This is a genomic window from Vibrio gazogenes (assembly GCF_002196515.1).
Classification (GTDB): Bacteria; Pseudomonadota; Gammaproteobacteria; order Enterobacterales; family Vibrionaceae; genus Vibrio; species Vibrio gazogenes_A.
Window position 1 is genome coordinate 643,559 of record NZ_CP018836.1, and the last position, 24,717, is coordinate 668,275.

Annotated in this window: 30 protein-coding genes and 1 pseudogene; 2 read left to right on the top strand and 29 right to left on the bottom strand. The window is 42.4% G+C overall.

Annotation, left to right across the window (positions count from 1 at the left end):
- Positions 1 to 190: 190 nt before the first annotated feature.
- The 10 genes from BSQ33_RS18505 to BSQ33_RS18550 all read right to left on the bottom strand — a co-directional run bounded on the left by BSQ33_RS18505 (position 191) and on the right by BSQ33_RS18550 (position 7,583).
- Entirely contained in the window at positions 191 to 688 is a 498-nt protein-coding gene (locus BSQ33_RS18505) for a GNAT family N-acetyltransferase (RefSeq protein ID WP_021020996.1), read from the bottom strand.
- 102 nt (positions 689 to 790) lie between these two features.
- Entirely contained in the window at positions 791 to 1,294 is a 504-nt protein-coding gene (def, locus tag BSQ33_RS18510) for a peptide deformylase (protein WP_088134890.1), read from the bottom strand.
- Positions 1,295 to 1,435: 141 nt separating this feature from the next.
- Positions 1,436 to 1,705, bottom strand: a complete 270-nt coding sequence (locus tag BSQ33_RS18515; protein WP_088134891.1) for a Txe/YoeB family addiction module toxin — start codon at positions 1,703 to 1,705, stop codon at positions 1,436 to 1,438.
- Positions 1,698 to 1,952 (bottom strand): type II toxin-antitoxin system Phd/YefM family antitoxin, encoded by a 255-nt coding sequence (locus BSQ33_RS18520; RefSeq protein ID WP_072955410.1) that lies wholly within the window; start codon positions 1,950 to 1,952, stop codon positions 1,698 to 1,700. The genes BSQ33_RS18515 and BSQ33_RS18520 overlap by 8 nt, the downstream gene beginning before the upstream one ends.
- Before the next feature lie 146 nt (positions 1,953 to 2,098).
- A complete protein-coding gene (locus tag BSQ33_RS18525) occupies positions 2,099 to 2,554 on the bottom strand; it encodes a hypothetical protein (protein WP_072955408.1) in 456 nt (151 codons plus the stop codon).
- A 139-nt stretch (positions 2,555 to 2,693) separates the two neighbouring features.
- A complete protein-coding gene (locus BSQ33_RS18530) occupies positions 2,694 to 3,170 on the bottom strand; it encodes a GNAT family N-acetyltransferase (RefSeq protein ID WP_088134892.1) in 477 nt (158 codons plus the stop codon).
- A 136-nt stretch (positions 3,171 to 3,306) separates the two neighbouring features.
- Positions 3,307 to 4,638, bottom strand: a complete 1,332-nt coding sequence (locus tag BSQ33_RS18535; protein WP_088134893.1) for a KAP family P-loop NTPase fold protein — start codon at positions 4,636 to 4,638, stop codon at positions 3,307 to 3,309.
- Between the two features lie 553 nt (positions 4,639 to 5,191).
- Positions 5,192 to 6,073, bottom strand: a complete 882-nt coding sequence (locus BSQ33_RS18540) for a HEPN domain-containing protein (protein WP_157721440.1) — start codon at positions 6,071 to 6,073, stop codon at positions 5,192 to 5,194.
- Between the two features lie 300 nt (positions 6,074 to 6,373).
- Positions 6,374 to 6,955: an HD domain-containing protein gene (locus BSQ33_RS18545; RefSeq protein WP_088134895.1), complete on the bottom strand. Its 582-nt coding sequence runs from the start codon at positions 6,953 to 6,955 to the stop codon at positions 6,374 to 6,376.
- A gap of 154 nt (positions 6,956 to 7,109) precedes the next feature.
- On the bottom strand, positions 7,110 to 7,583 hold the full coding sequence (locus tag BSQ33_RS18550; protein WP_021021001.1) for a GrpB family protein: 474 nt from the start codon (positions 7,581 to 7,583) through the stop codon (positions 7,110 to 7,112).
- Positions 7,584 to 7,837: 254 nt separating this feature from the next.
- Between BSQ33_RS18550 and BSQ33_RS18555 the strand changes: the two are divergent.
- A pseudogene (locus tag BSQ33_RS18555) lies at positions 7,838 to 8,793 on the top strand (IS110 family transposase).
- A gap of 187 nt (positions 8,794 to 8,980) precedes the next feature.
- Here BSQ33_RS18555 and BSQ33_RS18560 read toward each other — a convergent pair.
- From BSQ33_RS18560 to srlA (BSQ33_RS18645), 18 genes are all read right to left on the bottom strand, one after another.
- Positions 8,981 to 9,262 (bottom strand): hypothetical protein, encoded by a 282-nt coding sequence (locus BSQ33_RS18560; protein ID WP_021021013.1) that lies wholly within the window; start codon positions 9,260 to 9,262, stop codon positions 8,981 to 8,983.
- 25 nt (positions 9,263 to 9,287) lie between these two features.
- Positions 9,288 to 9,473 carry a hypothetical protein gene (locus BSQ33_RS21855; RefSeq protein WP_198298191.1) on the bottom strand — a complete coding sequence of 62 codons (186 nt, stop codon included), beginning with the start codon at positions 9,471 to 9,473 and terminating at the stop codon, positions 9,288 to 9,290.
- Between the two features lie 75 nt (positions 9,474 to 9,548).
- Complete coding sequence (locus BSQ33_RS18565; protein WP_027694291.1) at positions 9,549 to 9,896, bottom strand: cupin domain-containing protein; 348 nt, start codon at positions 9,894 to 9,896, stop codon at positions 9,549 to 9,551.
- Positions 9,897 to 10,314: 418 nt separating this feature from the next.
- Positions 10,315 to 12,018: a glycoside hydrolase family 11 protein gene (locus tag BSQ33_RS22145; RefSeq protein WP_088134896.1), complete on the bottom strand. Its 1,704-nt coding sequence runs from the start codon at positions 12,016 to 12,018 to the stop codon at positions 10,315 to 10,317.
- 895 nt (positions 12,019 to 12,913) lie between these two features.
- Positions 12,914 to 13,246, bottom strand: coding sequence for a hypothetical protein (locus BSQ33_RS18575; protein ID WP_021021017.1), 333 nt, complete (start codon positions 13,244 to 13,246; stop codon positions 12,914 to 12,916).
- Between the two features lie 94 nt (positions 13,247 to 13,340).
- On the bottom strand, positions 13,341 to 13,646 hold the full coding sequence (locus BSQ33_RS18580; protein WP_021021018.1) for a YkgJ family cysteine cluster protein: 306 nt from the start codon (positions 13,644 to 13,646) through the stop codon (positions 13,341 to 13,343).
- A 151-nt stretch (positions 13,647 to 13,797) separates the two neighbouring features.
- Positions 13,798 to 14,001 carry a 2-hydroxymuconate tautomerase family protein gene (locus tag BSQ33_RS18585; protein ID WP_021021019.1) on the bottom strand — a complete coding sequence of 68 codons (204 nt, stop codon included), beginning with the start codon at positions 13,999 to 14,001 and terminating at the stop codon, positions 13,798 to 13,800.
- 141 nt (positions 14,002 to 14,142) lie between these two features.
- A complete protein-coding gene (locus tag BSQ33_RS18590; RefSeq protein ID WP_232471989.1) occupies positions 14,143 to 15,045 on the bottom strand; it encodes a DMT family transporter in 903 nt (300 codons plus the stop codon).
- 154 nt (positions 15,046 to 15,199) lie between these two features.
- A complete protein-coding gene (locus BSQ33_RS18595) occupies positions 15,200 to 15,817 on the bottom strand; it encodes an HAD family hydrolase (RefSeq protein ID WP_088134897.1) in 618 nt (205 codons plus the stop codon).
- Between the two features lie 366 nt (positions 15,818 to 16,183).
- Positions 16,184 to 16,504, bottom strand: a complete 321-nt coding sequence (locus BSQ33_RS18600) for a PTS glucitol/sorbitol transporter subunit IIA (RefSeq protein WP_232471990.1) — start codon at positions 16,502 to 16,504, stop codon at positions 16,184 to 16,186.
- A gap of 59 nt (positions 16,505 to 16,563) precedes the next feature.
- Positions 16,564 to 17,544 (bottom strand): PTS glucitol/sorbitol transporter subunit IIB, encoded by a 981-nt coding sequence (srlE, locus tag BSQ33_RS18605; protein ID WP_088135300.1) that lies wholly within the window; start codon positions 17,542 to 17,544, stop codon positions 16,564 to 16,566.
- The gene (gene srlA, locus BSQ33_RS18610) at positions 17,544 to 18,107 is read right to left on the bottom strand and encodes a PTS glucitol/sorbitol transporter subunit IIC (RefSeq protein WP_021021024.1); all 564 of its coding nucleotides are present in this window, start codon (positions 18,105 to 18,107) and stop codon (positions 17,544 to 17,546) included. Before srlA (BSQ33_RS18610) ends, srlE (BSQ33_RS18605) begins: the two co-directional genes overlap by 1 nt.
- A 122-nt stretch (positions 18,108 to 18,229) precedes the next feature.
- The gene (srlR, locus tag BSQ33_RS18615; protein WP_232471991.1) at positions 18,230 to 19,012 is read right to left on the bottom strand and encodes a glucitol operon DNA-binding transcriptional repressor SrlR; all 783 of its coding nucleotides are present in this window, start codon (positions 19,010 to 19,012) and stop codon (positions 18,230 to 18,232) included.
- Between the two features lie 72 nt (positions 19,013 to 19,084).
- The gene (locus BSQ33_RS18620; RefSeq protein WP_021021026.1) at positions 19,085 to 19,441 is read right to left on the bottom strand and encodes a transcriptional regulator GutM; all 357 of its coding nucleotides are present in this window, start codon (positions 19,439 to 19,441) and stop codon (positions 19,085 to 19,087) included.
- A gap of 371 nt (positions 19,442 to 19,812) precedes the next feature.
- A complete protein-coding gene (gene srlD, locus BSQ33_RS18630; RefSeq protein ID WP_027694296.1) occupies positions 19,813 to 20,589 on the bottom strand; it encodes a sorbitol-6-phosphate dehydrogenase in 777 nt (258 codons plus the stop codon).
- 46 nt (positions 20,590 to 20,635) lie between these two features.
- The gene (locus BSQ33_RS18635; RefSeq protein ID WP_088134899.1) at positions 20,636 to 20,992 is read right to left on the bottom strand and encodes a PTS glucitol/sorbitol transporter subunit IIA; all 357 of its coding nucleotides are present in this window, start codon (positions 20,990 to 20,992) and stop codon (positions 20,636 to 20,638) included.
- A 10-nt stretch (positions 20,993 to 21,002) separates the two neighbouring features.
- Positions 21,003 to 22,043: a PTS glucitol/sorbitol transporter subunit IIB gene (gene srlE / locus BSQ33_RS18640; protein WP_088134900.1), complete on the bottom strand. Its 1,041-nt coding sequence runs from the start codon at positions 22,041 to 22,043 to the stop codon at positions 21,003 to 21,005.
- 13 nt (positions 22,044 to 22,056) lie between these two features.
- Positions 22,057 to 22,605: a PTS glucitol/sorbitol transporter subunit IIC gene (gene srlA / locus BSQ33_RS18645; RefSeq protein WP_021021032.1), complete on the bottom strand. Its 549-nt coding sequence runs from the start codon at positions 22,603 to 22,605 to the stop codon at positions 22,057 to 22,059.
- Between the two features lie 624 nt (positions 22,606 to 23,229).
- Between srlA (BSQ33_RS18645) and BSQ33_RS18650 the strand changes: the two genes are divergently transcribed.
- Positions 23,230 to 23,892 carry a transaldolase family protein gene (locus tag BSQ33_RS18650; RefSeq protein WP_088134901.1) on the top strand — a complete coding sequence of 221 codons (663 nt, stop codon included), beginning with the start codon at positions 23,230 to 23,232 and terminating at the stop codon, positions 23,890 to 23,892.
- A gap of 209 nt (positions 23,893 to 24,101) precedes the next feature.
- Here the strand turns inward: BSQ33_RS18650 and BSQ33_RS18655 are convergent, their stop codons facing one another.
- Entirely contained in the window at positions 24,102 to 24,620 is a 519-nt protein-coding gene (locus tag BSQ33_RS18655) for a GNAT family N-acetyltransferase (RefSeq protein ID WP_088135301.1), read from the bottom strand.
- Positions 24,621 to 24,717 lie beyond the last annotated feature (97 nt).

The following is a 24,717-nucleotide window of genomic DNA, read 5'->3' on the forward strand; positions in this document are numbered from 1 at the left end:
CATATCGCGACCTTTTCCCGAGGCACTTCACACCAATGCATCGTTCATGCTATCTGTCACACCGACGATGCGATTGAGACGTCAAAAAAAGAAAAAGCCGCAGACGAATATCTGCGGCCTTGAATGTAACAGTGAGTTAGAAATAGTTCTCTATTCAGTGAGTTAAAAATCCCACGCGTGGCGATGCTTGTTATACATTTTTTACGACTCGCGCCATATGATAGACATTCACATATTTACCATTTCTAAAGGCATAATCCACTGATTCCCCTTCAATTTGAAAGCCAAATTTTTTGTAAAGGTTAATCGCTCGCTCATTATCAGCATAAACCTCAACTTCTAAACGTCTTAGGTTTAACCATTTGTCTGAAAGCTCTACGACTGTTGTCAACAACTGACTACCCACACCTCTGCCTTGCACATGATCTTTCACACCCATACCGAAACTGCCAACATGCCGACGGCGAGGGTTTTTACAAATTTCAAAACCAATATGTCCGACGATCTCACCATCCAATAGCGCCACATACTGATACACATTCTCAGGCACATTTGAAACACGTTTTTCCCAAGTTGCTATCGAAGGGTATGGGAGTTGTAACGTCCCCGTATAAGTATGCTCACATTCGTATATTTCTTTGATTGCTTTGGCATCTGTTGATTCTGCGCTTCTGATTTTACCTTTCACTGTACAACTTATCTCCTCATGTATAACGCCAAGCTCGACCGCTAGTGACCAACGCTCTTTTAGGGCGAAGCGGGTCGGTTGAGACGCCTTGTAATAGACGGCTTAAGAGTGCGCTTTAACGTACTTTTTAACCTTTTTTATCGCCATTTGACGCTTCAGTGGTGAAAGATAATCAATAAACAAATTACCCAACAAATGATCAATTTCGTGCTGCATGACGATAGCCAGAAAATCATCACTCTCAATTTTAATGGGCTTTCCTTCACGATCGAGAGCAGACACGACAACTGAAGTGAAACGCTCTACATCTGCGTAGTAATCAGGGACTGACAAACACCCTTCTTGACCGAATGCTTTGTCTGAACCACTGACCACTTCTGGGTTAACCAAAATCAATGGTTTGTCTCGATTTTCTGAAAGGTCGATAACGACAACCGCTTCTTTGCGACCAACTTGAGTTGAAGCCAAGCCGATACCATTGTCGGTGGCATACAAGGTTTCTAACATATCGTCGATTAACGTTTGTATCAACAAAACATCTTGTACCTTTTCCGCTTTGACTTTAAGCCTTGGATCCGGCACCGTGAGAATGTCTAAAACTGCCATAATTACCTTCTCATTCTTGGAAAATCATAATACTGAGAACAGTTGCAAAAATATCTGGCGCTACATTTTGGGAACCCAAATTCGTGACAGGTATTTTTATCAATTACTTCAATTTGTTCGCTGCCCTTCACCAAAAGCTCATTAGTAATGATAACGACATGAAATAATTGTGATAGCTTGGTCATCAACCGCATAAACTAACCGGTTAGTGTCGTCAATACGGCGTGACCAAAAGCCGGCTAGATTTTCTTTTAATGGCTCGGGCTTTCCGATACCTTCAAATGGTGAACGTTTTACATCACTAATTAATTTATTTATACGCTTCAATGTCTTTTTATTTTGTGTTTGCCAATATAAACGATCATTCCAAGATTCATCAGTCCATGAAAGCAATCGCTGGCTACTACTCATCCATTAAATCTCGAGCTGTTGTTTGACCTGCACGATATTGAGCAATCGAACGATTTAGATGCTCTGCGTTTTCTGGAGAACGAAGTAAATGAACGGTTTCCATCAAGCTATTGTAGTAATCCAAGGACATGACGACTGCATCCTCTGCATCACGACGAGTAATTACTGTTGTATCAGCATCATTCACGACACCATCGAGAACAGCTTTTAAACTATTTCTCGCTTCCGTAAAGGATACAATTTTCATAAAACATCCACATGTACAGTTAACAGGACAAGTATAATCCCCAAAAACTAGCTGTACAGTTAAACGGACATGTGGATTCGATAGCAGCTAACGAATGATATGGACTCCCTCTATCTAAACCGCCACGCGCCATAGTTGGTTTGTATTTACTTAGATGTAGATGCAGCCCAAACACCAACTCCGATAATAATGATGTACTGTGAGAAGCCAAAAAATAGCTTTGTATAAACCCAAGCTTCTATAGATAAAAATGACGCCATATGGGTAGCAAAGGCAAAAATCAAGAATAGAACAGATAAAACACCATTATATAAACACCAAGATTTTGTATTTATTCTATTGTTGGAACGTAAAAATACTGGCTTAATTTTATTTATTTTATAAAGTACTGAAATTGCACCAAATGCTATACAAACTATCGTCCAAGTAATGGTTTTCGATACAATTGGGTCTACTGAATATAGATAATATTTTATTGGTGACAGACCAATCAATATCATAACTAAGCAAAAGAATAAAAAGCCTCTCATAGAGTATGACCACCAAACCATCTGCTCTGATACACTTTTATCTGTAAAATTTATTTGTCTTTCATCTACCATAATATTTTCACCATAAACCTAATGCCCGCCTAAGGGGCTGGCAACGCATTACCACTAACCTCAAACACAACAGCCATAACCACTTCGGCTCAATGGGACTGGAAACGCCACGCGTTGATAGTCCCTCTTGAGGCATTTGTTATGCGTATTTATCCAGATGTTTTTCCATAGGAACACAATCCAAACTGATACCTCGTGGTGAGTGATAAGTAGATAGTTTGTCTCCAATAAAACCACATGAGCGATAGAAAGGCGCTGCATTTATAGTTGACTCTAACATTAACAACTGCAAACCGCTTTCCTCAGCCAGACCCTCTAGAAACTTGAGCATTTTTTTTGCAGCACCCATCCCAAAATAATCAGGATCAACGAATATCGCATCGATCATACCTGTTTCAGTGTTGAGCTTACCGCTACCAACAACCCGACTATCTACTTCTGACACATAAAAAGTTTCAACAACATCCTCAATGAAACGATCAGATGGTCCACCCTGCGTCCACAATAAAAGTTGTTCTTCGGAATAATACTGTGAACACTGATTAAGGATTGCGCGACTTCTTAAGTCGTAAATCACCTGAGCATCACTTTTATTCGCTTTTCTAATTGTGATCATAAATTTGCCTCCTGGCTTTTACGCATAACGCCGCAAACAACAGCGCATAGAATGGCGTTATTTTTGCTGGCTTTTTGTTTTTAGCAAAAACCGCGACAGCCGTATTGCGTCTGCTTGATTTGCCTTGTTATGTGATTTAACTTACAGGCTGAATGTTAGTAAGTTCTTGATATAAAGATTCGATAACTTTACTCGGAGCTCGAAACCTGATGTCTAATAATTTATCGTCTTGCATTTCTTTTTTTCGCTCCTCAGTAGCCAAGTCAAATTCAATTTCAACGGCCAAATATTCAAGTCCATATTCCTCTGAATAGTCAGATCCTTGTGAGATACCAAGAAATTCTAGCAAGTCTTGAGCATTTGCTCTTTTAGCTATAATAGCGTCTATCATTCGAGGATTAATGACTTTCATCAGACAAACTACAGCCATAATATCCTGATAATATTCATTCATAGTCTGATTACGAGAATTTTCTATGATTGCAAAATAAGTTAGTATTCTTTCAATATCTCGGAATGAAGGTTTTAAATGCTTTACAAGCAATTTAAGCATATTAACAGCAGAATCATTATTTATTGGATTCCCTGATGCCATTAACTTTAATGAATTGACTAGATACTCAGCTCCATCATCTTGCTGATACTTACCTGATGATCGAGGTAATGATAACCACACATTAATGAATTTTTGTAAATAAGTGACTGAATCTATTCCATTTCCGTATCGATATTTAACAGACTCTTCGAGTTGTTTACGATTCATAACAAGTAAAAATGTTATTCCCGCAACTGAGAATAGATGTTTAATGTTTTCTAGTAGCTCTAATGCAAAATCAGGCCTACAACGATCAAGTTCGTCTATAACAAACACAATTCGCTTCCCATCAGTATTATTTAGTGCCATATCGGATAAGAAATGTTTGAAGTTTTTTAAAGCTAATTTATCTGCCTTAGAACTTTCAAATTTTGAAGATATAACTGAATCTACTTGTTCAGATACTAATTTTGATAGGTCTTGTTCTACTTCATCCAGCGCCGTACCATCAACGATACCAGCCGTACCAACACGAATGCCTGTCTTAATAAGCCCCCGACTAAAAGCCTTAAAAACTTGCGCTGCTTTTTCTTTAAATTCTTGTTTTTTATTTTCAACTTTATCTTCCAGCAACTCATATATCTCTGAAGCTAATGCCAAGAATGGTTCTTTTTGATAGTCATTTTCAAAAGCATCAAAGTAAATAGTTTCTAGTGGTACTTCGCGATGATGATAATTTTCACTAGACCACATTTTAATAAATGTGCTTTTGCCTTCCCCCCATTGGGCGTCTAATGCTAGTACCAAATTCTCATTTGAATTATTTATCAAATTATATAATCGGTCGCCAAATCCTTTTCTGTGGAATAAATCCTTTTCAGGAGAAAAACCTTCATTTTCGCTAATTTCTAGTTCTGGTACTGTTAATCTCATTAGTTACCTCTATGCACCACATAACATTTCTTATACAGAACAACTCTATGAGAATACTTCTGTATAACTTAATTCTTTTCTAAACTGAAAATCTCACAACTCACCATCAAGTAGTAAAAAGTCGGAGCTTTCTCAACATCTATCGCGAAATACTGACTTGTTCGATCTAATTTATCCACGTTGTGATTTGATAAAAACAGTGCTGGAGTTATCAATGAAATCCCTGTTTCTCACGAATTTAAAAGAGTTGATGCAGACTCGTCACGCGTGAAAAACCATTAAAACGTATCTTTATTGGGTGATGTGAAGAGTCCGCTTTCACATCTCATGGTGTAACATGACATTTTCCACGCTACCGCTCTTTCGCATACGAAATGTGGGTATAAACATTTATCAATTCATTGCATATATTTATAGCAAAGAGTCACTGTGATGCCTACGGTAAATGGGAAATCGACTATAAAAAACAATCTGGCTAGCGGATGAAAATAAGGGGATAAAGAGGAAGATATGGGGGCACACATCATTTTCGATACATGCTGCATAAGTGGAATCACCCTTCAAGCCGCGTCAGACAAACCTGCTCCACCAGCCCTTTCAGCTTCTCCACTTCCCCTTGCAGATACACCAGTTCTTCTTCGGTGATTTCGTAATGCATCGAGTAACGGGCGTCGATGTAGGCGCGTTGCAGGCGGCGGAAGCTGCGGCGGTGGAATTTGTCATCCATTGGGAAAATATCGGCAAAGGCACGGTCTTGCTCGGCACAGTATTTTTTCAGTTTTTCGATATTGTGGGTTTTGGGTAGGTAGTTGGTCAGAACCAGTAAGGTACAGGCAAAGAATCGCTCTGCGGCTTGATGAAGATTGAAAGCAGCTTCACTTAACCATTTTTTCTCAGATAGTAGAGTGCTATAGACATAATAATATCGCTGTGCACTTTCAAACCAGTAATCATAATGCTTCTGGGCGATTTGATGACGTTCTTCATCGGTCAGATCCCCCGGTTCGGCCAGCGCTTTCGGCGTCGCGGCAAAGATTTCGATGCCCTCTTCGCGAATATCCTTGAAGAAGTAGTGCCCTTGTCTGAGCTGTTCATTGACCTCTTCCAAGGTATGCACAATCAGACCCAGCGGTGCACTTTTGACTTTACGGTCGATCTGCTCTTCCGCCCTGCGCCAGACAAGATCGTCTTCCACCAGCGCGGATTTGTTGACGATGACCAGAATGTCGTAGTCACTGACATAGCCATTGGGAATGTCCCGCACCCAACCGCCTTTGGCGTGACTGCCGAACAGAATGATTTTCAGGATCCGAAATTCAGCTTTACTCCCCTGCTTACCAACGAGGTATTCTTCCAGCGTGTCGCGCAAAATGGTCGAGATCAGCGCAAGTTCATGCTGTTTACGTTCGGGAAGGTGGTCGAGTGAAGTCTTCATATCTGAATGATTTGAATCGGTTAGTGAACAATGCCCACAGTGTGGCGAGCTGCTGCGTAAAAGTCTATGGCTTTTCATCAGTTTAAATCCATATCGCGACCTTTTCCCGAGTCACTTCACACCACTTTATTTTTTATGCTGCAACGTTGAGGTGCTGATGCGAGTGAGGTGTCAGAATAGAAAAGGTCTCAATCTCTACTCAAACTTATTTTTGGCCAGAAATAAGCTAGATATGATGCTCCAACGCCCATGAACCAGATTAGAAAAAGTACCTTGAAACCTTAATCGTTTGTTATACGCCTATTTCAATACGCCAGATTCAACCGCTTCATTCAGTCTAGACTCGACTTCTTGCCAAAGTCTGTTACTGCCCTTTGCAATACGTTCACCGTTGAAAGCGAAAACCTTTTCTTTGGATATATTGTGCTTTTTCCAGCTATGACCTTCACCGTAAATGTTGTGAAGTAAAGGCGGCACTCGGTCAATTGCCTTAGCAAATCTCGCATCAGGGCTTTCGCCTTCTTCAAACTCGTCCCAAAGGCTGCCAAATTCTTCTCGGCTTGCTTCTGGCAATAGTTTGAATAACTTGTGTATTCCCGATCTTTCCAGTTGTTTATTTTCATCTGTTTCACTGGAGTAAATAATTATATCACCAGCTTCAATTTCACCTAAGTCATGGATGAGCAACATCTTCATGACACGAACAATATCAACTTGAACATTAGCAAAGTCTTTAAGCATTAGAGCACTCAAACATACGTGCCAACTATGTTCTGCTGAGTTTTCATATCGATCTAACCCTACGGGTTTGGTTTGTCTTTCGACAGATTTGAGTTTTTCAACTTCAACCATGAAGTCGATTATTCCCTTGATTTCTTCCACATTAACTCCTTTTTATGTGAAATTTCTGATTGGCGTATAACGCCAAATTAAGGTATGAACAACGCTAACACCTTACCTAACCCATTGTGCCGTAAACACTTAACCCAATTCAAACCGAAAATGCCAAGCGTGGGAATCCGTCTTAAAGCTATGGTTATGCCTGTCCTAAAACGCGTTCAATAAAAGCTGACTTTTTTCGACGATACTCTTCGTGAGACCAACCTGTACAAGACATTTTGAGTTCATTGTATTGTTGAACCAACTCAGGGCTTTCGCGGAGCTTGTCCCTAAACTCCACAAAGAAGTCAAATTCTGAGCCATTCGCTACGACTTGGAAAGCGACGTCTTCACCTGAGCTATTTTCTAGCATGCAAAGCTCTGGAGTTCTTAGCGTATTGGATTTTTCATTGAAACCTAAAGTAGAAAGTAACTTTACTGCTTCCTCTAGCTCGTTACCGTTAACACCAACAAGTATATCCAAATCTCCCTTAGATATAGCATTAGGGATAGAAGAAGCTCCAATATGCTCAATTGTTGCGTCTGGAAGTAAAGCAGCTATCTCAAGTTCGTACTTACGGTAGAGGTTTTCACAAGATGCCAGATATTCATCTGGTTGATAAAAATGCATGTTTTCTCCCAAAATGCGTGATATTGCGAGGTCAATTGCTGCGCATTGTATGGATAATAAATATCTAAATTCGGGTAAAGTGAGACCCAGGCTTTAGCAGCAACTAAAGCTTTTTATGCAGCAGTTCGATGCAGCGTTGGATCCTCGATTGAGAGACCGGTAACAAGAACGAACGCTGCATAGACTCCAAGCACCACACTCGAATAGTCTTCTGGGTCTCGAACCCGCATTATGCAAGCAAGAGTTAGCTTATTATGAATACCAACACACTTCAAAACATTCATGTCGGTGTTGATACCGGCAAATCAAAACTCGATATCTACATCCGTCCACTTGATATTTTTTTCACCGTTTCTAACGATGAAAACGGCATCAAGGAAGCCGTACAAACCATCAAAAAATACCATCCTCAACGGGTCGTTGTCGAAGCAACCGGGCGATTAGAAATGCCATTCATTCTCGCCTGCTCTCAAGCTCAATTGCCCTTTGTCATTGCCAATCCAATCCACATTAAACGCTTTGCCGGAGCCATTGGCCGTCGGGCCAAAACTGACAAGCTTGACGCCAATCTTATCGCTCATTATAGCGAAGCTATCCAACCGAAACTCACGCAGCTAAAACCAGAAATTATGCGTCTAATGAGTGATTTAGTGGCCCGGCGTCACCAAATAATGACCATGCAGACGATGGAGAAAAACCGACTGCAGTCGATGCCGAAATCATTAGCTTCAACCATCAATCCCGTGCTGAAGTGTTTGAAGCACAGATTGAGAAACTCGAAAAACTCATCGTCGCTCTGATTCAAATCATCCCAGAGTACCAAGCCAAAAATGAGATTTTACAGAGCGTCCCCGGCATTGGAAAAATCTGTGCGGCCTCGATTATTAGTAACGTTCCTGAACTGGGTTATATCAGCAATAAACAAGCGGCTTCACTCATCGGTGTTGCCCCCATGAGCCGTGAAAGCGGTCGCTACAAAGGTAAGCGAGTCATCCAAGGAGGGCGAGCACAAGTACGCACTGTTCTGTATATGGCAATGATGTCAGCTCTGCAATCTAACCCAGTCATTAAGGCAACTTATCAACGCCTTTTAACTGCCGGAAACCCCAAAAAAGTAGCCATTATTGCCTGCATCAGAAAGATGGTTGTCATCCTAAATTCGATGCTCAGAGACGGAAGCAAATGGGACGCTAATATGGGTGAAAATTAATTATTGACGGCATAGTCTCTTGAATGTCTTGCCTTACCAAGAAATGGGCAGCAAGTCCTGAATCGTTTTATGATTGAATTTGACGGCTATATATCGGATTGCATGTCATGACTGACTCCATGCTCTCGTTTGTATGTTTCGTTGCCGATGTTGAAATCACAGAAAAACGAAACATAACCGCGAACCTTTAACAAACCGATATGACTCGATTTTCTAATACGGTGTTCGCGCCCGCACGCTCAATGATTTTTAACAACACCGATTGAATCGCTTCGTCTTCTCTGGCGTCTTTATCACTCGTGAATCGTTGTATTTGAGGTTCGCCATTCTCTTCAGATAAAAAGGTGATCGCGACTTCCGTCGCCATATCTGCCGTTTTGCCGAAATACTCTACAGAGATTTGCGGATAACCGTTGAACCCCCGTTGTACGCGTTTCAGTATGCGTTTTTTCGCTTTGTCCACATTCATCAGTGAATCCTTTCTGGTAGCTGAGCTAAAAAATATGTGGATGTCGCACCATCCCGCTGTCACCAATCGTTCGCCAACTCTCTGCGATACCTCTGATGAAGTCATCGAATCCATCATAATGTCCGCAGCGACAAAAGTATGCATCTTTTCTGGCATCAGCACATAAGTCGAGATCGTCATCAATACTTATCTGCCGATAAGCGATTGCCATACTGACCTTTTCTCTTCAGCACTTAACGCTTAGGCGACTGATGGTGGTACACAGTGCTAGACGAGTGTTTTCTTGTTATGCTGGTTTTTCAACACGATCACCATGACTTGGTGGCGTAGATGTGACAACGAAATGTAGATCGGTATGACCACGATTACTCAACTGGTGAGGAGTGTTGCTTGGTACATGAAAACCTTGGTTTTGCAGTAATTCAAAAGTTTCGCCATTGACTTCGAGTGTTGCGCAACCGGATAACACAAAGAAAAATTGTTCTGACTTGTTGTGCAGATGACGAACCTCTGAACAACCCGGGGGAACTCGCTCTTGAATAACGCTGAGGCTCTGAGACTTAACCAAGTGCCAACCATCACATTGCTCACCCCATTGATAATGTTCTGAATTATCCTTAGATACGACTGCCAAATTTCTTCCTCCGCCCCAATGAAAGTGATGCGCCACTCTGCCATCATACCTAAACCACTGATCTTGTCAGCCATATATTTGCCTCTGAGATTGCGTGATGTTCAGGCTTAGTGGGATTCACTTTCCTTGACTTGCTTATTTCATTTTTCTTATTGCTAAAGCTTGGTGCTAAAACTTGTTGCTGTTTGAGAAACATCAACAAGTTACTTTGACTGATGAATCGGTTAACTTTCCCATTTTTTATCACGAAGAACAGACAAGGCCGCAGACGGATATCTGCGGCCTTGAGGTGGGAGTGAGTCAGATATGGGGGACTATCTGACTGTTGTTCTCCCTCGCGAATATAGTCGGTACTTTATGATCGGTACGTCTATGATCGGTACTTCATTGCGGGCGAGAAATGTTTCGCCCACTCTGCCTATGGCGCGACTGCTTTACCACTGTATCGATCAATCCGTCCGGGGCATAACCCTTTCGCTCTCAAATTACGGGCAATTTGCGCAACGGCGTTGTTGGTGTTGCTGTAACCATCATGCATTAAAATGATCTGCCCGTTTCGAAGTTGATTCGCTGCATTCACAATAGCGCTGGTACTTGCGTTGTTCCAGTCTTTGGAATCTACATCCCAAGTGACGACGCGCATACCAAGATTTTGTGCTGCCTGCTGAATCGTTGAGTTCACTTCACCATATGGCGGACGATACAAAGTCGGTGCTGGTGCTCCGGCATTTTGGATCGCCTGACTGGTCCGGCTTAACTCATTAGTGATTTGCTGATAGCTGTAATTCGACATGTGGGGATGAGTGTAGCTATGGTTTTGAACTTCACCCACTTCTTTCATTTGGGATATCATCCACGAACGGCCACTGACGCGCTGCCCCCAAGCAAACCATGTGACCGGTTTAAGGTTATTTTGTTTCAGCAGGTTGACGAGTGTCCCTGTATTACTGGTAGGACCGTCATCGAAAGTGATACCGACATAACCTTTACACGCGTTGTTATTGCCGCCGTTGTTGCCGTTACCGCCACCGTTGCCAGAGCAGTTGCCGCTAAAGCAATCATCAGTATTACCAAAGCCAATGACACCATTACAGTCCATGTTTTCAGAATATGAACCACCACCGCACTTACCATTGTCATAGGTAGAGGTGTTGTATTCCATATCTTCAGCCTGTCTGGTTTCACCGTTGACATAGACCCAGTCTAAGACAACATCACGACCATTCGTATCGTTGTCATACTGAACTTGTATATCCCCGGCGGCTCTGCCCTTATAGGTATACTCTTGATAGCTGTTGCTTAAATTCCAGCTGGCAACCGCAGTACCGCCAATCAGTAGGTTAATGTGCTCTTGGCCACTAATCCCCATTGCGCGGACCACAATGTCGGTACTGCTTGAGCCGGTGCCACCGCCGCCATTATCGCCGCCGCCATTATCACCGCCACCAGAGCTGCCCAGCGTGATGTTCGAGCTACCACTACTTTGATAACCCTCGGTCGCCATGACCATGTAATTGAATTTTCCGAGGTTTAAGCCCTTGCTGGCCCATGCGTCAAAGTGATTGCCAGTGGTAATCGTACCACCAGTGCGTTTTTGCTGACGCACACTCCAGTATTGATAGAATGTGGATCGGTCTCCCTCAATCGAAGGCTTATCAACCCGCAGTGTACGATAAATATCGTAGGTGCCGCCGTCAGTATTCACGGTACCGTAATAGGTGCCGTTTGTACCGGGTCGATAGCTGCCCCAGTTCTCAATGATGTAATACTCAACCAACGGATTGGTTGTCCAGCCGTATAGCGCTAGGTAACCGTTACCGGAAGGACTAAAAGTACCTGAATATTGTACGGAGCGTCGCCCGCCCGGGTTCCAACCCTTACCGCCAACCCAGTTGCCGGTATTGCGCCACTGTGAGCTGTAACTACCGCCATTCCCCAATGTCATCGAAACGGTACCTGGCGCATCAGTCCAGAACGAATAATAGTAACCGTTATGGGTACCGGTTTCATTTGAGGTGAGGGTTTTTGCCTCACTGGCAGTTGCTGACAAAACGCCCGCAGTTACGGTCAGAATAGTCAAAAATTTTTTTGCACGATTGGTCGTCGTTTTCACTATGGCCATTGTTATTCTCCAGTTCTACCTCTCAACCAATACCACTTACAGAGGTTGGGCCGTTAAGTACAGTTTGCTTTTTTATCAGCAAACTTTTGTTTGCCTTAACACACTACTTTTACTGTTAAAAAGAGTTAAGTGATGAATATTGTAGAAGCCATATTTAAATATGGATAATGCAATTTATGCCAAAGGTGAAGAGGCTCAGAATAAAATTAATTTAATAATGGTGTTATGAAAAAAAATAATAAAATTAACCACCTCAAATAATCAATTGTGATCATGATCGAATATTTTAACCTACTTATTTTTGAACTTTAAAGATAGCTGTTTACTGCTTTCATTTGACGTAGTGGCTGGTACTGACTGGCTAAAACTTGTCGGTGATTCAGCGTAAGTTTAAAAATTTAAGCTATTGTTTTTATTTAATAAAAATTATTACTCGCTAGCTACCTGAGAAGGTGACGGATAACGATTCATTTAAGAAAGTATTTCTGTTTTTTCTCTTTGATATAATTACGTACTCTTTTTTATTCATTAATTTTATCAAAATCATGATTTAAAAAATGAATTTATTCTTTAAAAAACGTGTTTGTTCAATGCAGTGCTACTTGGCTTAATTATATAACCTACAATTTACAAAATGATTATTATATAAATGACATCTGTATTTTTGAAGAAATATAACATGACCTGTTTTTATCAATAACATTCGATCATAAATATCAACTCGTTTTATATATGCCCTTCCACACCATGTCTATTTAGGGTTGAATCATCAAAAACCGTACCCTGCATGCAAGCTTGAACCGATGAAATATCAAAGCATTCATCCCGGTGTTATCTTTATGAATCGAGAAAGAGGCTATTATTGCCTGCATAGCCTCTTGTATGTGGATGATGCTTAACCAGAAAACTTCGTGTGGAACCAAGATTTATCTGTCTTATCCAATGTCGGATGATTTTTATAGCAACCATTGGTTTTAAATTGAACGCGTTTTCCCGTTGTATTCGCGGCCAATGCAATACTTAACCACCGGTCAATTTGTGGATGATTTGGAGCAACATCGATTCGATCACTTGGGCATCCCGGTTCATTGATTTGCGTATCTGTTGCGATAAATAACCGACCATTGCCATACAAACCCGTATAAACCACATGGCCGACTAGATTATCTGAAGCCAAAGACTGGCCACTGAAGACCGTAAATAGTATTAGAAAATAAATGTATTTCACAATTTTTATCCTTCTGAAAAGTCTGGTTTTGGTCATATCGATCTCGCTAGAAAATCACTTCAACATTCATGTCGTTGACTGTGAGAATACCGCTTTATAGGAATTTCACACGCTCATCGATACATTCTTCAGAACCCATTTCGAACTCGCGGCATATCCAAGGTCGGTTCTCATAAATAGAGCACATTAAAGTCTCTCGGTCTAAAGCAGCACACCAACCGTCATCAAGCCGCATCATTGTTTCACCGCCATATTGGTCACGTTCGATAAATCGTTCCGGCACACCCGTGTCTGAAATGATCATCACTTCAAGGCGGCAACAACATGCTTCGCAGTTTGAGCAAGATACATTTGAAGAAGATGTATTTGAAGAAGAAAGATTTTTAGTGGGTATAATCATGAGTAACTACAATTGGGTTAATGATGCATGATACCGTAAATTTAAGACAAATGCCGCTTGGCGGCATCAATCACATAATATTCCACGGCACTTTCCGGTCGAGGGAATAAACGTCACCGTCACGCAAAGAGGATCAATGCGCCTCCCGGGATTACATGCCCTTCTTCCTGCGATGAGTCACCTGCTCACCTGCAATGCCCCAGTTATCGGTTTCGACCTCATCAATCACAACCACTGTGGTCGCCGGGTTTTTATTCAACACCCTTTCAAGTAATTCGGTCACACCGGCAATCAGCTCTCCCTTCTGCTCAGCAGTTGCGCCTTCTTTTGTGATTTTAATATTGACGTATGGCATCCGTATTCTCCTCAATATATCGTAAACATATGACTCACGGGTAAGTGAGAGCGTTCCAGATAATTCTCCGTAGACAGCAAGTGGTTATATTTTTGTTCCTGGCTGAGGTTTTATCAAATAACTTATCTTTTATAAAATGATTTATTTTTTATAAAAGCTGCGTTTTAAAAAATAATAGCGACCTAAAATCACCATTAAAATGCCACCCAGCACTAAAATCGCTGACATGATCAGACGGGAAGTAATCACTTCAGATACAAATATAACCCCACCAAAAGTCGCAATGATCGGAACAGCTAATTGAAGCACAGCGGCTTGTATCGAAGAAAGGCCGCTCAGCGCGATATACCAAAGCGTGTAACCAATCCCTGAGGTGATACCACCGGATATGATCGCTAACCATATTCCTGCTGATGAATAATTGGTATGGCGTATGGTGATGAGGGTTAGGATGATCACCAGCGGAACAGACCTGAAAAAATTATAGGCGGTATCCAGCAGCGGATTTTTCGAAGCTCGGCCTTTGAGGGTATAAATTCCCCATGCAACGCCAGATGTCGCCATCAGTAAGAAACCCGACAAGGATGGTGCGGTGACTCCCGGGAGAATCAAATAAACAAACCCTGCGAAAGCTGTCGTGATACCTAACCACTCCGTAACATGTAATTTTGTACCGGAGAAAAGGGAGTGCAATATCATGGTAATTTGAACGGCGCCGAACAGAATCAGCGCGCCAGTTCCGGTGTCTAATGAGATATATGCATAGGAAAAGGTCACCGCATATAGAAATAACATCAAACTGGCAGTCCAACTCCCTTTCGGACGGGCGTCTTGCGTCGGGGAGTCGGTATTCTTTTGCGTGGTGAGGACAATCAAGACAAGCACAACGGCACCGGATAGTAACCGAATCGCCGTAAAGCTTGACGCATCGATGGCTTCATGACCCAATGCTAATCGACATAGTACCGAGTTAGCAGCAAAAGCAATTAATGCTAACCCAGTCAGTATGGCTATTTTAAAAAGTGAATGATTGATGATGAACAATCCTTATACACAACAACCTTCTCAATATAGTACTTTGTTATAACACAACTTTCAGTAATGGCCATCTGACGAGCCACCCTTTTGCATCAACACGCTGTTCGAAAGTTTCTCGTGACCGTTTAGGGTTATGTGTGATGCAGTCACCAAATAGCGACTAAAGCCGGACACCGCATGACTTGAGAGCTTGCTCACATTGGGCAGCGTTTTTAAACTGAATGGCTGTCATACCCACTGATTCTGCGCCTTTGACATTGTATGGCATGTCATCAATGAACACGGTTTCGGAAGCCTTTAAACCATATTGAGAAAGCAGTGACTGGTAAATTTCTGGCTGAGGCTTCAATAAACCGACTTCCGCGGAAACTGTCGCCCCGTCGAACAAATCCCAGAACGTGTAGGTTGCTTTTAGGTAAGAGATAATTTCATGAACATTGTCGGTTAACGCCAGAACATGATAGCCAGCAGATTTACAGCGTTTAATCAGGTCAACTGAGCCGTAGATGAGAATCTGTGTCTGTTTCACATAATAGAACAGCCGCTCACATTCTAACGCCGTTAACCCCTGCGTTTGCTGATACTGAGCTTTTGCCTCATTTTCAGTGATCAACCCTTTATTCAAACTTAACCAAGTTTCTGACTGAAATATTGACTTGGCTTGCTCTTCAGCGGCACTGCTGTCATCAAAAGTGAGTTTAATAATCGCCACAGGGTCCCAGCGAACCACAACATTACCGATGTCAAAAACGACGTTTTTAATATCAACAGCAGTCATTATGTACTCCTTTTACATCACAGTTTTTATACGATTCATTCCAATCTGCGAATCTGTTACCCATGCGTCATTCGCAGCGTTTGCTGCTATTCATCCGTTGACGACCAACACACGGTCACAATCCGGACTGACATATGGGCCTGATTGAATGCTTTCCTTCACTGTACCTGCTTTTGTTCGGTACCGACAGTCCTTCATCTATCGTCAGGTATCATCAGCAAGCAGAAACAGGCAACACTCACGGATCTGGTCCGAAAGTTCTGTTAATGAAGGGGGAGCAGGTCAATTCAACCCAATAGATGACTTAGTTGATCGGGTGTAAACGCGTAATGAACCCCAAATGTTGCATCTTTGCTTGCCACCGTGTTAACCAAATACGATTTCATCACCAACATGTATGACGTTCGGGCAATGACCAATGACATGAACAGTCCCTGGTCGTTCTGGTTCCAGTTGACCATCAAATTGAATCGTTATATGGCCTAAATTGGCCAGATTCTGGCTTACCGCACTCCCGACTGCCGTGACGATAAAGTCTTTATCTGCAATCAGTAATGTGCTTTGGGTTGTAATTGCGCCGACATGTTGCCCTTGATCATGAATAAAGCAGTAGTCTTTCACATCTTCTGGCGCAGTTTGGTTAAACAAAATGAGCATATTTTCTTGTAACGCTTCGTTCGCTAGCATGCCTATTTCAGTGATTGTGGCTTTGAATTGGAAAGTCATCATCCGACCTATTGATAAACCTACTGATAAATGAACATGGAAACAAACCAAGCCAATAATACGGTTGGCGCACCCGTGATAAATCGGGAATACAACACAGAAGGCACACCGACTTCTACGGTTTCCTGTTTCGCACCGGCCAGCCCTAAACCGACGGGGATAAAGTCGCAAGCAGCTTGTGAATTGATCGCAAACAGTGCCGGGAGAGCCAAGTGAGGCGGAATTGCTCCCGTACCAATCTGCACACCAATCATGACCCCAATGACTTGCGCAATCACAGCGCCAGGGCCTAAAAACGGAGAAAATAAGGGAAATGAACAAATCAGCGCTAACACAATTAAACCAAGCGGATTAGAAGATAGTGGCGTGAGTAAATCGGCAACCCAATCACCAAGACCTGACGCCATGATCACCCCGATCAACATCGAAACAAATGCCATAAAAGGCAAAATCGTTTTGAGTACAGTGTCAATGGTATCCCGACCCGCTTGGTAAAAAGTCGACATGATGTTCCCCATAGACATACCAACTTTAGCGATCAGACCGCCACTTTGTTCACTTAATTTTGTATCGGTATCGTAAGTCAACGGGTGAGCGTTGCTGATGGTTTCGTTTTCTGCTGCATCGACGTTGTCTTGATCAATCATGCTGACGCACGACTCGTCTATGGAAGATGCATAGATCCCCTCATGAATAAACTGAGCAAGAGGGCCTGATTTTCCGGTTGCATGAATATTTAATGTATACAGGTGTTTTTTGGGGTACAAACCACAGCGCAGAGTGCCGCCACAATCAATGACAACTAGGGCGACATCTTCATCTGCGATAATATTTTTGAAGCCATCAACGGACTCAAGACCCGTTAACTGACTGATATAGTCGACAACTTTAGGCTTCGTTCCCCCTGTGACATACAGGATTTTTTTCCCTGAGACGATGGGTATATACAGAGGGCCTCCCCATCCTTGCGCCCCCGCAACGACGCTTAACATGCGCGTCATCATTGCTCACCGTCTAATGAGAAGTCTGCTTTGCCAGACAATATTTTCCCTTGCTGCCGAGACACCATGGCCGTCGTGAAATCGGTGACCCAACCTCTGAAAAAATTGGAAACTAACCCAACCAATAGATACCCCATCGCCAAAGGCGCTAAAGGTAAACCAAGCTGGGTTAAGCCATTGGCTACGCCAAGATAGATAAACAATTCACCTGGATTGACATGAGGAAACATACCATTCATCGAATGGCAGCTATAAGAGGCTGAAGCATAATAAGATGGTTTATAACGCTCAGGGAGAAACTTGCCGAGGCTCAATGTCATTGGATTACAAAAAACAAACGTGCCAATAAAAGGAAGGATTAAATATCGAGAGACCGGATTACTGGCACATTTTGCGGCCAATTTCTCAACGCGATGCTGGCCGATAAAGCGGATTAATGCGTTCATGGCAACCAGCAGACATATCAACACGGGGAGTACCCCCGTGACCATGCTTACAAGAACGTCACCACCTTTCTCAAACAGCCCTAAAAACCACTCAGCACTTAAGGTTAAATACTCCATGATGCTTACCTAAATATAGACACAGTCGTCATTCTATCCTGATGCATAATGATAGTTTAAACATAAACAGTGTGCTGAAATGTGATTTCAATCATCAATGGAAATTTTCAAATTAAAAACATTTACACCAGATAAACCGTAATGCCTTTGCTTTTCAATCCGTTTAAATGTTCTTCTGATAGATCTGAATCAGTGACGACGATATCAACCAAATCGAGGGGAACAACAACATTTGGGCTTTTACGACCAAACTTTGAGGAGTCTAGGACCACAATAATTTGATTGGCTGATTGGCACATCGCTTGGCTGACCTGATAAGCTTCATTGTAAGTCGTACAACCTTGAATTAAATCAAAACCGTCAGCCCCAATAAAAAGTTTATCAAATGTAAAATGGCTGAAAGCACTTTCGGCCAAACTTCCATGAAACGAAGCTGAACGTTTTCGGTAAGTTCCTCCCGGCATAATCACCGTATGTTCTGAGTTGAGTTCGTTCATCGCATGAACGATATCCAGACTATTTGTCATTAAGGTCAAAGACATAATTTTATCAAACTCAGGGACCATTTGTAGCGTTGTACTCCCACAATCGAGAATGATGGAGTCACCATCTCGAACTAGCTGGGCCGCTTTTTTTGCGATGCGGATTTTTTTGTCCAGATTTAAAGTTTTCTTCTCATCCATAGCAATCTCTTCGGAAGCGCTGTTAGTCGCACCATGACTGGTCACCGCTTCTGCACTTCCGTAGCGTCTTGCCACAATGCCTTTTTCTTCTAATGCTCTGAGATCACTACGAATCGTGGCGCCAGATGTCTGGAAAATAGAGGCCAGATCGTTGACTGCTGTTTTGCCGTTTTGTTGAAGGTAAGAAACCAACTGACTTTGTCTGCTATCAATACTCATCATAAAATCTACCGATTAATTTGTGGTTATTCTACACCAGATTATTATCATATTGAATGTAATTTGAAAACTCTGTCATTCAGTTTGAAAGGCAACGTTAAGCGCTTCCTGAGTCCCGTGACTCAGCCCGTTCAGCATCTGTTTATCGAATGGATATGAGCAACCAATCACTTCAGCCAGTGTTTTCGGACGGGCAAAAACAGTCACACCATTGAGTACCTTCGCATCCGTAACTGTACCGTCCTCAGCTTCAACTAAAACAACAATTGTTCTTGCTTTCCAACGACTTTTCGTTCGGCCGATCTTCACCTTACCCTTTCTAGCCATCGATTGAATCATTCGATTAAAGGCGCGTATTTGGAAAAAACTCATCGCTATTTGCGCGATCCACGCGACAATCGCTATGCTGATGAATAAAGAAATAGAATCCATAGGTTACCTCAAAATAATTGTCACAGTGCATGAACGAATGAGAAAGCATAAAACATCATGATAGCTTCTAAGTATCACCATTTTCATAGTGATGGCGTGATTTTACTGATTTTCAATTTTTTTATCTTTGATTTTTATTTTGGGCGTGTATACGGCATTTGACGCAGAAAGACGCTGATTGAAGACACTCTGAATCCTGCATCTTGAGGTTACTTGGGTATATTTCATATTGTTCAGAAATAATCTTGTCCACCAAGCCAGAATGCACAATCCCCCAATCGCGACAATGATATCCATACTATCCCTCAGACTCGAAAACATGAGGGGCTTTTCAGCCCCTTCAATACGATTTCATCGGCTGGCAACAACGCTTAAAACATCACTTGTCCGCCAGTGATATTGATCGATTGACCCGTGCAGTATTTCGCACCATCACTGATATAGAATTTGAGAACATTTAACACATCGTCATACCCGCAACCGGCTTTCAGAGGGACTTTATCGATGTAATACTGCATGACTTCGTGTTCTTCAAGCCCCAGTTTCTTCGCATATTGCGGAATTAGACTTTGGAACATCGGGGATTCCAGTAGATTGCCTAGCATCAAGCTATTGACGGTAATTTTGTCATCCGCTAAGTCAAGAGCAATAGACTGCGTTAAACCAACCCCGCCAAATTTTGCTGAGCTATAACCGGCATTATGTTTACTCCCTACTTTCCCTGATTTGCTGTTAATTTGAATAATGCGTCCGCCATGACCTTGCTCAACCATATAACGCGCTGCTTCGCGAGCACACAAGAAGTACCCATTTAAGTTTACATTCACATTAAAATTAAAATCTTGCAGCGTAAAATCGGTAATTTTCGTTGCTTTGGCAACACCTGCGCTATAAACCAAAACATCAATACTACCGAGCTGTGCTTTGATGGTTTTAAATGCATCAGCAACACTTTGTTCGTTCGTGGCATCAACACCAACGCCAACTGCGATACCGTCCCCTTGTAATGTACAGATTTCATCAGCCACTTGGGTGGCATTCCGAACATTTAAGTCGGCAACTCCCACTTTGTATCCTGCTGCTGCAAGTCCTTTACAAAGATACTCCCCAAGTGTTTGACCACCACCAACAACAACTGCTGTTTTCATAACGAATCTCCTAAAATGTAGAGGGAGCTCTGCCCCCTCCAAAAAATCAAATAAAGCGAATAGTTGAACCAACACCCAGTGAACGGGGTTGAGGACCGGCTAAATGAAGGCTACCGACGAAATCAGCTTCGCTTGATGCGTCAAAACGCAATGTAATATGTCCTAAGTTGCCTAAATTTTGATTCACACCATCACCGACAGCAGTGATTGGGTAGGTATTGCCATCGATAACCACTTCACCACCGACCGCAATTTCACCTTTCAATTGATCATGCGTGTGCACAAAGCAGTACTCGGCAGCATCGGCTGGCACTGACTGGTTGAATAAAATCAACATATCGTCTTCCAGTGCTTCTAATGCACATTCACCAACTTGAATGATTTCAACACTATACAAACTCATTTGCTTGCCCTCAGTTGTAAATGAACATTGATGCAAACCATGCCAACAATACGGTTGGTGCACCGGTTAAGAAGCGTCCATAAAGAACAGATGGAACACCGACACGCACGGTTTCCGGTTTGGCTTCAGCAAGCCCTAACCCGACCGGAATAAAGTCACAAGCAGCTTGAGCATTGATCGCGAATAAAGCGGGTAGCGCGAGGTGCGGCGGGATATTGCCTAAACCGATCTGAGTGCCGATCAACACACCGATGACTTGGGCAATTACAGCTCCGGGCCCTAAGAATGGTGACAAGAACGGGAACGAACAAATCAGCGCTAAGATAATTAATCCAACAGGATTCGTTGCCAGCGGCACTAACACGTGAGCAATTGTGTCCCCAATACCACTGGCCAATATCACACCGATGAGCATAGAAACGAATGCCATGAATGGAATGATGGTAGACATGACGGTATCAATCGTGTCACGGCCGGCTTGGAAAAATACCGCCATAACATTCCCCATAGCCATACCAATCCGGGCTAACAGGCCATCTGACTGTTCGGTGAGTTTCTTAGTGGTATCGATGTCCCCTGTCGTTACGGCTGCATCACTTGAATCCGCGTTATTTGAATCCGCGTGACTTGAATCCATAGAAACTTCGTGAGCTGCAACCGTTGAAGTCCCCCTTGCAGCATCCAAACCGTCCACGACACTCACGCAATCAACGTCAACATTGGAAACATAGTTACTTTCATTGATGTACTTCGCCATTACGCCAGACTTGCCTGTCGGCATAACATTCAGAGTGGGAACATTGTTTTTAGGATACAGGCCACAGCGCATTGAGCCGCCGCAGTCAATAACAGCGACCGCCATATCTTTATATTCACAACCGTCAGCGAATCCATCAACAGCCTCTAAACCTGTCAATTCAACTAATCGGTCAACAAGTGCGGGTCGGGTCCCTCCAACCATGTACATGATTTTCTTAGTTTTTGGGAAATCGACGATCAGTTCTTTCCCCCAACCACCTTTTCCTGCTTTGATTTTTAATGTTGTCGTCATGATCTCTTCCTCATTAACTGAAACGAACTTCGCGATCTAATTGAATGCCTTGTTGTTTTTCGACCATCATGGTGGTGAAGTCAGTGACCCAACCTCTGAAGAAATTCGAAATCATGCCGACAAATAAGTACGCGACAGCCAATGGAGCGAGCGGTAAACCGAGTGTTGTAATGCCACTTGCTATACCCAGGTAAACAAATAATTCACCTGGATTTACGTGTGGAAATAAACCATTCATCGAGTGACAAGAGTATGAACCCGCTGCGTAATAGCTCGGTTTGTAACGTTCTGGCAAAAATTTGCCCAATGAAAGAGTCATCGGGTTACAAAAAATGAATGTGCCGACAACCGGAAGAATGAGGTAACGAGAAACTGGATTGCTTGCACATCTGCTCGCCAGTCTTTCGACTCGGTTCTCTCCAATAAACGCAATCAATGCATTCATTGCACAAAGTAGCGCAATGAGTAGTGGCAGAATCCCTGTCATCATACCAAGCAAAGTTTCTCCGCCTTTTTGGAATAGTCCGATAAACCATTCCGCGCCTAAAATTATGGTATCCATATTGTTTCACCTTGTTGTTATTTGGTTACTGCATTATGCAGATCAACTTTCACTTTAAAAGAGACGAACCTCACAAAATGAAAACCAAATGAAAACAATGAAATCTCAATAAAAAACTCAAAAATTTTAACCCATTTCAAATCAAAGACTTACTGATATATTTTTTGTTTTAACTTTTAAATAAAAAAATAGCATTGAATTATTCAGAGTAAGTCGTTAAATTAAAAACACAGAGCGCAAATAAAACAATCAAACAAAAATAAAGAAACCAGCAATTACTTTCAAAATGAAAATAAGATAAAATAATAGTAAGCTCGACAGCTCGTAGGATGGTGAAAGAAGCATTCGTTCAGGCGGGCGAATCAACGCGCAGATAGGAGCGCGTTGATGGGATTGATGAAAACGTTAACGACACCTGTCGCGCGATATATGAATGACAATTCAATAACGGTATGACTTGTTATCGTAGACAAAGTGGCATCTTTTCAGGCGTCATCAGGATAAACTCAATCCATCAAGCTTTTGTTTTTAAACATGATCTATACATGCTAATACAGGTATTTCCCCCATGCTCCTCAATATCTGTATTAGCCCTTTTATTCAGTACGATAAGAGAGGCTCATTATGTCCGTTTATCTTGATACCAGTGATATTGAACAAATTAAGACGCTATCCGATTTATTACCAATTGCTGGTGTCACAACGAATCCAACAATCGTCGCTAAGTCCGGTGTAAAGATGATCAATCTGTTACCCCGGATTCGGGATGCTTTAGATGGTGATGGGCTGATTTTTGGTCAAGTCATTAGCACGAATGCAGATGACATAGTGGCAGAAGCATTAAAACTCAATCAGATGGTTGATCATTTCGTCGTGAAAATACCGGTGAATATGCAAGGCGTAAAAGCCATAAAAAGGTTAAAAAATGAAGGGGTTACGACCTTAGGGACTGCAATATATACGTCGCAACAAGCTTTTTTCGCGGCATTAGCAGGTGCTTCGTTTGTTGCGCCTTACATCAATCGAATTGATATGCTGACTGGCAATGCGATTGAAACGGTGGAATCGATATCGAACCTCCTTTCTCATCATGCGCAGACATGTCAAATTATCGGTGCGAGTTTCAAAAATACCAAACAAGTGATCGACTGCTTAAGTATTCGCCAAGCGAGTGTGACCATCCCCGTCGCGCTTGTCCATCAAATGATGGAGAACCCATCCGTAAACGAAGCAATTGATCAATTCAATCAAGATTGGCTCGACTGCTTTGGTTCTTTATCACACTAGGGGTCATTTGCTTAGGATAGCTAAGCAGCACGCACCGCGATCAACACCCGTTCAGATTGAACAAAATTCAACCACGAAAGATCAACAGCCCCTAGGGAAAATTGATAACGCAAAAATGAAGTAGGCGCTTAAAACCGCCTACTTCGTTTGTCGAAAAAGGTTAATTTTAAGCATGTAACCCAGTCCTAACCTTCCAGCTATTTATACCGTTACTTACAGTTGATCCAATACCGAACCAAAGGTCCGGGAAAAACCTTACCCATAACGACTTTTTCAAACTCACCACCATTGGCTTCTATAACACCGCGCGATGCCAAGTTATCCTCATCAGCGGTCAACAACACTCGTTCTATGCCGAGATCCGCTGCTTTCGACAATGCCAGCTTTAACATTAATTTACCGTACCCCTTGCCTCGATGTGAGGGAGCGATATCGTAGCCAATATGCCCAGCTTCTAAAGCAAGAAAGTCATTATCGATATGATGGCGAACCCGAATGGCACCAAGGATTGACGTTGATCGGTCTACCAACCAGAAGTGACTACATGGTACATACCCCTCACGTAGGTTTATACCTGCTGCCTCTTCACTCAAGCGCTGAACATACTGCGAAAAATCTGTTTTACCTTCAAGATAATATTCAGCATTCTCAACATCGCTTTGAGCAAAGTCCTCATAGAAGTATTCAAAAGCAGACTGAAACGTTTGCGATGGTACCACTAACTCCATGTTATTTTTTCTCCCGGTAAGTTTGGTATAACACAGCATCAGCCGCAAAGCGGTGTGAAACCATATGACGGCGTTAAAACCTGAGCGAACCCGATCA